The following is a 7,036-nucleotide window of genomic DNA, read 5'->3' on the forward strand; positions in this document are numbered from 1 at the left end:
CGCTGGATCTTCAGCCGAACCGGTTCATTACCCGCACTGCATCGAATACAGGTTTCCGGAAGCGGTCGCGGCTGCCGCATTCGTCGAGGGCACGGTCGCGCTCACCTGAACCTTCGCCACCACCTGCTTCATGTTGCCCCAGGAACACGGCATCGCCTGGAAGTTATCGCTCAGCGTGTACTTGTGCTGACCGGAGAAGGTGAAGTGGTCGGTGCGGGTACTCGGTCCGTAGGGGCCGTTCTCGGTGATCGTCACGGCCACGTTCACCGTCGCGGTCCCACTCGTGGCCGCGTCAACGACGACGGTCGCTGTAGCGGACCTCGCCGCGGTGAAGGTGAGGCTGGCGATCGAGAGAGACGTGACGGCGGTGACCGGGGCGGGTGAACTAGCAGACACCTGAACCACCTGAGCCGGCGAATTCGACGGGCTCGGGCTGGGCGCCGCACTGGCGGCCGCGCTCGGTCCTGCGCTCATCGCGGGCGCCTGCGCGCCGGTCTCCACGGCGAGCGAGGGCGGCGGCGGGGTCTTCGGCGCGGAGCCCGAGAAGGTGCCGCTGATCAACGCGATGGCGAGCAGTAGCACGGCCACCGGCACGCCCACGGCCACCGCTCTGAGCCACCAGGTCGTCAGTACGCCGCGCCGCATCGCGCGCCGGCCGTTGCCCTTGGGCAGTACGCCCCACGCTTCGCGGGGTATGCCACCGGACCTCGTCGCGGCCGTCGGAGAATCCGCGGTGTCTTGCAGTTCGCTGTGCAGCGCGGGGGAACGGGTGATCAGTGCAGTGGGACGGCGGCGCCCCTCGCGGTCGCCGCGCTCGATGCGCACCGACCGCGGCCTACGCAGCGTCCGGGCGCAAAGGGCGAGCCGTTCGTGTCCGCGCTCGCGCCATCCGGCCCCGAATTGCTGGGCCGCGGCCTCGAGTTCGGCCAGCATCTCCGCCGCGACGCCGCCGCGCTCCCAGCGTTCCACCGGTGCGTGGCGCGACTCGGCCAGCGCCGTGTAAATGTTCTGCGCTACTCCGTGCAGCTTCTCCGCGCCGTGATGCGTGGTTCCGACGTCCCGGCCGGAGATCCGGCCCGAAGTGAGGCAGAGCGCGAACAATTCGGGCACTGCGGCCAGGTCGAACGCGATCGCGCCGCCGAGGTCGTCGGCGGCCGAACCGGTGATCCTGGGGCGTACGGCCAGTCCCGCGCCGACCACGACGCATTCTCCGCCCCGGCCGACGATGATTTCGCTCGGTTCGAGCTGGCGATGCGCGACACCGCGCCGATGTAAGGCGTCGAGCGCGACCAGTACGTCGCTGACCACGGTCGCAGCTGCCTGCGCGTCAAGGCTGCGGCCACCTCGGGACTGGGTCAGCAGTTCGGAGAGCGGCACGCCGGGAAAGTGCCTGCGCACGGTCGCCACGATGCGTCCGCCGGCGTCCATGATGTAGCTGAGCGGCTCGGCCACCCGGGGCTCCCCGAGGGCTGCCATCGCCGCGCACTCGGCGCGATAAGCCTGCTGAAACCCGGAGTCGAGGACCAGCTCGTCCGGCAGGCAGTGCATCACGGACAGCACGCCGCGCTCGTCCCTGACCACCACGAGACCGCCCGCGCTCGGCGCCGCCGCGGCAGTCTGGTGCGGCGGGCGTCCGGAATCGTTTCCGGTGCCTATCAGGTGCGGAGTCGCGCCAATGCCCACGGTTACCTCCCCAGAGCGCGTGCCATAGCATCGTCTTTACAGGCGGCGATGTCTAGTATTCCGTACGCATTCACTCGATCGGGTGGCGCGCATCTACATTATGGCGTCTGCGTATGAGCGTTAACCAGAAAATGCGCGAACTCGTGACCTGTGGGGTGTTTGCACAGGTGGGCCTGTATATCAGAAGCCGGATTCGTGGTCGGAAAGCCGGTTATTGATGATTAAGGTGTAGACCATTGTTGGAAAAAGTTCGGTCGCCGCGGCGGGTGTTGATCCCGCCGGGGCAGCGAACTTAACCGGTATTTTCGGCTTAAGACTTCAGCCGCAGCGCCAAGGTGAGCGCCAACCCTAGGCTGAGCGCCGGCGCATCGTCGTCCGGGCGTCCGGGACCCGGCAGGTCGCCGCGGCCCTCCACCGAATTTGTGGTTTCCCCGGCCTCCCGGCTTATGACAGTAAACTTATTCCGCTCCGGCTCCGTGGCGCGCAGCGCAGGGTATTCCCGTTCCCCGATCATCCCCGTCCGCCTTCTCAGTCGTCCGTCTCGAGGATGGCCAGGCGCCGGGTGACCCGGGTCAGCGCGACGTACAGATCGCTGTCACCGCGCACGGGATCTGCCGCGATGGCGTCCGGATCGACGACGAGTACGGTATCGAACTCCAGCCCCTTGGCCTGCCGAACCGGCAGAACCACCGTGCGGCATTCGAGATCCGGGTCCGGTCCGTACGCCGCGTCAGGCACGGCGGCCAGCACGGCTTCGGCGAGCTGCGCGGCGCGGTCCGCCGGCACGATCACCGCGAGCCTGCCCTCGCCGACCCCTTGGGCCTCGCGCGCCGCGACCTCACCGAGCCTGGCCGGCAGCTGCGCGGCCGGGACGGATTCCCGCCACGGTTCGATCCCTGATTCGCGAACGGAGCGCGGCGGTTCGAGCGCCGGGTTGATCCGCGCCAGGACCTTGGCCGCCACGGCCATCACCTCGGCCGGGGTGCGGTAGTTCACCGTCAGCTGGGCCAGCCGCCAGCGATCGCCGACGTAGGGTTCGAGCACCTTGCCCCACGAGTCGGTGCCGGCCAAATCCCCGGTCTGCGCCACGTCTCCGACGATCGTCATCGATCGGCTCGGGCAGCGGCGCATCAGCACTCGCCAAGCCATCGCGGAAAGCTCCTGCGCCTCGTCCACGATGACGTGACCGAAGGTCCAGGTGCGGTCGGCGGCGGCTCGGTCGGCGACGGTGAGGTAGCCGCGGAAGTCCTGTTCGTCGGCGAGGTGCTCCGCGGTCACGAAGTCGGTGACGGTCACCAGGTCATCCTTGCGGTCCTCGATGTCCGGCAGCGCCGAGCCGGCGAGGATGTCGAGCACGCCCTGCGCGTAAGCCACCTGACGCTCCCGGCGTCGGCGCTCCTCCTCTTCCGCGCGGTCGTCGGAGAGACCCAGCAACTCGGCGGCCTCGTCGAGCAGCGGCACGTCGGCTACGGACCAGCCGCCGTCGCTCCCATCGGCCGCGCTGCGCTCGGCTTCGCCCAAGTCAGCCTCGCTCGAATCAGAGCTGCTCGAATCAGCCTCGCTCGAATCGATACTGCGCTCGCGGAGTAACGCGGCCTGCTCGTCCGGCGTGAGGAGCCCGGCCGCGGCCTCTTCCAGCAGGTCGCGATCGGCGAACAGATCGGCAAGTAGCCGCTGCGGCGTCAGCTCCGGCCAAAGCCAGTCCAGCGCGGCTTGCACGGCCGGCTCCTCGGCCAGTCCGCGCCGGATCTGCGCGGCGTCCCGGCGGCTCAGCAGTTCCTCTTCCAGCGGGGCCTCGCCCAGGTCGCCGAACTGCCGCAGATCCCGCTCGATCTCGGCGACCAGCTCGCGGGTCAACTCGCCGAACGGGTCCTGATTCAGCCGCCGCACCACCTGCTCGGTCAGCGCGTCGAGGATCCGGTCGACCAGAGCGGGCCTGGCGACGTTGTGCGGTTCCAGCGAGCCGCGGGCAAGCTCGCGCGCTTCGGCGCAGGTCTCGCGATCGAGCCGGTAGAGCACGTGATCGATCTCGACCTCCAGCTCCTCCTGCGGCACTCGCTGCCGGGCCCGCAGGGCGGCGGCCAGCACGTCCGCCATGACCGCGCGTCCCTTGATCTCGCCGGTCCGCGTCGCCTCCGCACGGTCGGCGACGACACCGGGAAAGAGCTCGCCGAGGGTGCGCAACACCGCGCTGGTCTCGCCGAGCGAGGGCAGCACGTGCGAGATGTACCGCAGGAAGGTCGGATTCGGGCCGACGATCAACACCCCGCGCCGGGCCAACCGCTCGCGGTGGGTGTAGAGCAGGTACGCGGCGCGGTGCAGCGCGACTGCGGTTTTCCCGGTGCCAGGGCCGCCCTGCACGACCAGGACGCCGGGCAGGCCGGCCCGGATCGCATGGTCCTGTTCTGCCTGGATCGTCTCGACGACGTCACGCATCCGCCCGGTCCGGTTGGCGGTGACCGCGGAGAGCAACGCCCCCTCGCCGACGAGGCCTTGCGCCGCACCGGCCGCGTCACGTTCGCCGTCCAGGGCGTCGAGGTCGAGCACGTCATCATCGAGCCCTGTGACGGTGCGCTGCCGGGTCTTGATGTGCCGGCGACGCCGGACACCGAGTGGAGCGGCGGCGGTGGCGATGTAGAACGGACGGGCCGCCGGGGCGCGCCAGTCGATCAGCAGTGGCTCATAGTCGTCGCCCTCATCACGGATGCCGAGTCGGCCGACGTAGCGCCGCTCGCTCGGGTCGGCGGGCAAACCGTCGCCGGTGGCGTTTTTACCGCGGTCGGCCGGGCCGAAGTCGAGTTGGCCGAAGCACAGCCCGTCCTCGGCGGCGTCCAGCTGAGCGAGCCGGTCGGCCTGCTCGGAGGCGGCGATGTCGCGCTCGGTGCGGCTTTGCCGGGTGCCTCCTTCCTGCCGCAGTACCTGCGCGAATCGGCCCGCGGCGCGCTCGCGCAAGGCGTCGAGCCGGTTGTAGAGCATGGTCACGTATTCCTGCTCGCGGGCGATTTCGGCGGATCCGCTTGACAAGACGCCTCCCAGGTCCCTACTGTATGAAGTAGCCGGAGATCCGGCTTACTCTGTGCTGCGCGCAAACATGCGCGGTTGGCCACTCTAGCGCACTTCGCGCACGCATTCAATGACGTGATTCATCCTCAACGGCGCTGCCATCTCGAAGGCACCGTTCGTCTGGCGGATTCTGCTCAGTCCCGGCGTTCGCGGCAGAACGACTAGGGCGCGGACGGCTACTTGCCGTCCGCGCCCTAGTCGTATCAGTTACCTGCTATGCGGTTACCTGCTAACTGCGGCTAACAGGCTCCGTTGTCGGTCCAGACGTTCTGCGAGTTGTTGCCGGGGATGTCGCCTTGGGTCCACCACTTCGCAGTCCACTTGTGACCGTTGTAGCTGACCACGGCCCCGCCGGTGTACGCGGTCGTGGACACCCACGCGGAAGCAGAACACGTGCCGCCTCCGCCGCTCGACGCGGACGGGCTCGGGTTACCGCCGCCTCCGCTGCACGCGCCGTTGTCGGTCCACACGTTCTGCGAGTTGTTGCCGGGGATGTCGCCCTGTGTCCACCACTTCGCAGTCCACTGATGGCCGTTGTACGAGACCACCGCGCCGCCGTTGTATGCGGTCGTCGACACCCACGCCGGAGCCGAGCAGCTACCGCCGCCAGTACCGCCGGTCGGGCTCGCGCTCGGCGTGCTGGACGGAACCGTGGTGGGCGGGGTCGCGCCGGCGAACTGGGTGGTGTACTTCGTGAAGTCCCAGCTGTTCTGCGGCACGCTGCTGCACGAACTCGACGTGGTGCCATTGTTGTCCGGCGGGGTGCACTGCCGGTCGCGGTTGACGTCCCAGAAGGTGTACCTGCCGAGGTGGTTGTTCTCGACATAGCTGAGCACGCTCTGGAAATCCGACTGGTAGAAGTACTCGCCGGAGTCCGAGCGCCCGTTCATCATCGAGATGCCCTCGTGCGCGTACGCAGTCGCGCTGTCCCAGCCCATGTGCGTCTCGAGCAGGCTGTGGAAGGCGTCGAGCGCCGCGGTCTGCGACGAGGCCCCGTTGAACCCGCCGTCGAACGGCATGATCGAGAAGCTGGCCGGGGTGAAGCCGAGCGACTTGGACTCGTCGAGCAGCAGGCCGCCGAAGTAGCCGGTGCCGGAGGTGGTACCCGGCATGGTCACGGTGACGATCAGACCCGGGTTGTTGCGCTGCAGGATCTGCGCCGCGCCCAGCTCGTTCGCGATCGCCGTGCTGTTCTCGTACTCCGGCTCTTCCAGGTCGAAGTCCATCGCGTGGATCGAGTACTTACTGACCACCTGCTGGTACGCGGCGGCGGTTGCGGCCGGGGTCCCGCAGTCCTGGCCCAGCTTCGTGCCGCCATAGCCGCCGATGGAGACCGAGACGTCACCGCCCTTGGCCCGGATCCCGTTGATCAGATTGCCGACCGAGGTGTCCGAGGAAACCGGGTCGCTGGTGTTCCAGGCCGGGGTGCAGCCGCCGGCGTCGAGGATGAAGGCGAGTTCGAAGGCCTTCTGCCCGGTCGCGTCCATGATGGTGCCGGGGTCAGGCGTGGCGGAGTCATTGACGTAGAGGTACGGCGCGGAGGCGTACCAGTTGCTCGACAGCGCGGTGGTCGCCGCGTTGCTCGACGTGGCCAGCGCGAAGGTCGTGCCGGTGGCGATCCCGACCGCAGCCACCGCGCCCAGCGCCGCGAATTGCTTCCTTCTCAAGGACTACTCCTGTTCACGTTCGCCGCCCGTGGGCTGCGCGACGTGGGCACGGCGCAGTCGGGCGGAGGGGAGCGAGGCGGACCGGGGCGCCGTCCGGTCCGAACCGCGTGGCGGTCCGAGCGTCAATCGGCCGGGCGCGCGGGCAGGGGAGAGATGCCGCCGCGCGTGATCCGGGGATTAATACAGTGGACTAGACCAATTGGCAGGTCAAGAGTTCGGGGCGGGCATTTTCCCGTCAATACCCGCGCCGTTTTCCCGATCTACCTGGGCATCATGCCTGCTGCTCGCCGCGCAGAGGTCTAGAGCGCCGCGCCGATAACGCCTCGTTGAGCTTCACTTAGGGCGCGGTCGCGCCGCCGTGCACGGGAGCTATGGAGGCGCGGGTGATCAGCGCCGTCCGGCCACAGCAGTTCGAGGGCCATCGGCACGCTCGAATTCCGCTGTGGCCGGCCAAGGCATGGTGTAAGGACGCGGAAACCCGTCCGGGTCGCGCCACCTGAATTTGCGCAGGGCCGTCGCGGTCAGGAGCCGCGCTTGACCGCCTCGGACAGCCGCGCCGCCGCCTCGACCACGGCCTCACCGTGCAACTTGCCGGGCTGACGAGTCAGCCGCTCGATCGGTCC

Annotated in this window: 3 protein-coding genes and 2 pseudogenes; all 5 read right to left on the minus strand. The window is 68.7% G+C overall.

What is annotated here, in order from left to right; translation table 11 throughout:
• Positions 1-27 precede the first annotated feature (27 nt).
• Positions 28-1,683, minus strand: coding sequence for a hypothetical protein (locus tag VN779_RS11335; RefSeq protein WP_325722438.1), 1,656 nt, complete (start codon positions 1,681-1,683; stop codon positions 28-30).
• Positions 1,684-2,211: 528 nt separating this feature from the next.
• Positions 2,212-4,659 (minus strand): HelD family protein, encoded by a 2,448-nt coding sequence (locus tag VN779_RS11340; protein ID WP_414639642.1) that lies wholly within the window; start codon positions 4,657-4,659, stop codon positions 2,212-2,214.
• Positions 4,660-4,985: 326 nt separating this feature from the next.
• Entirely contained in the window at positions 4,986-5,216 is a 231-nt protein-coding gene (locus tag VN779_RS26660) for a carbohydrate-binding protein (RefSeq protein WP_414639643.1), read from the minus strand.
• Positions 5,193-6,413: pseudogene (locus tag VN779_RS11345) on the minus strand (carbohydrate-binding protein); the annotation flags it as partial. The pseudogene VN779_RS11345 and the gene VN779_RS26660, both read right to left, overlap by 24 nt.
• Positions 6,414-6,934: 521 nt before the next feature.
• Positions 6,935-7,036 (minus strand): annotated as a pseudogene (locus VN779_RS26440) (IclR family transcriptional regulator); the annotation flags it as partial.

The sequence above is a fragment of the Actinocrinis sp. genome, assembly GCF_035605935.1.
GTDB lineage: Bacteria > Actinomycetota > Actinomycetes > Streptomycetales > Catenulisporaceae > Actinocrinis.

Excerpts from the sequence above, each read along its gene's own strand:
- VN779_RS11340 (WP_414639642.1), bottom strand. The coding sequence starts at position 4,659 with ATGCTCTACAACCGGCTCGACGCCTTGCGCGAGCGCGCCGCGGGCCGA.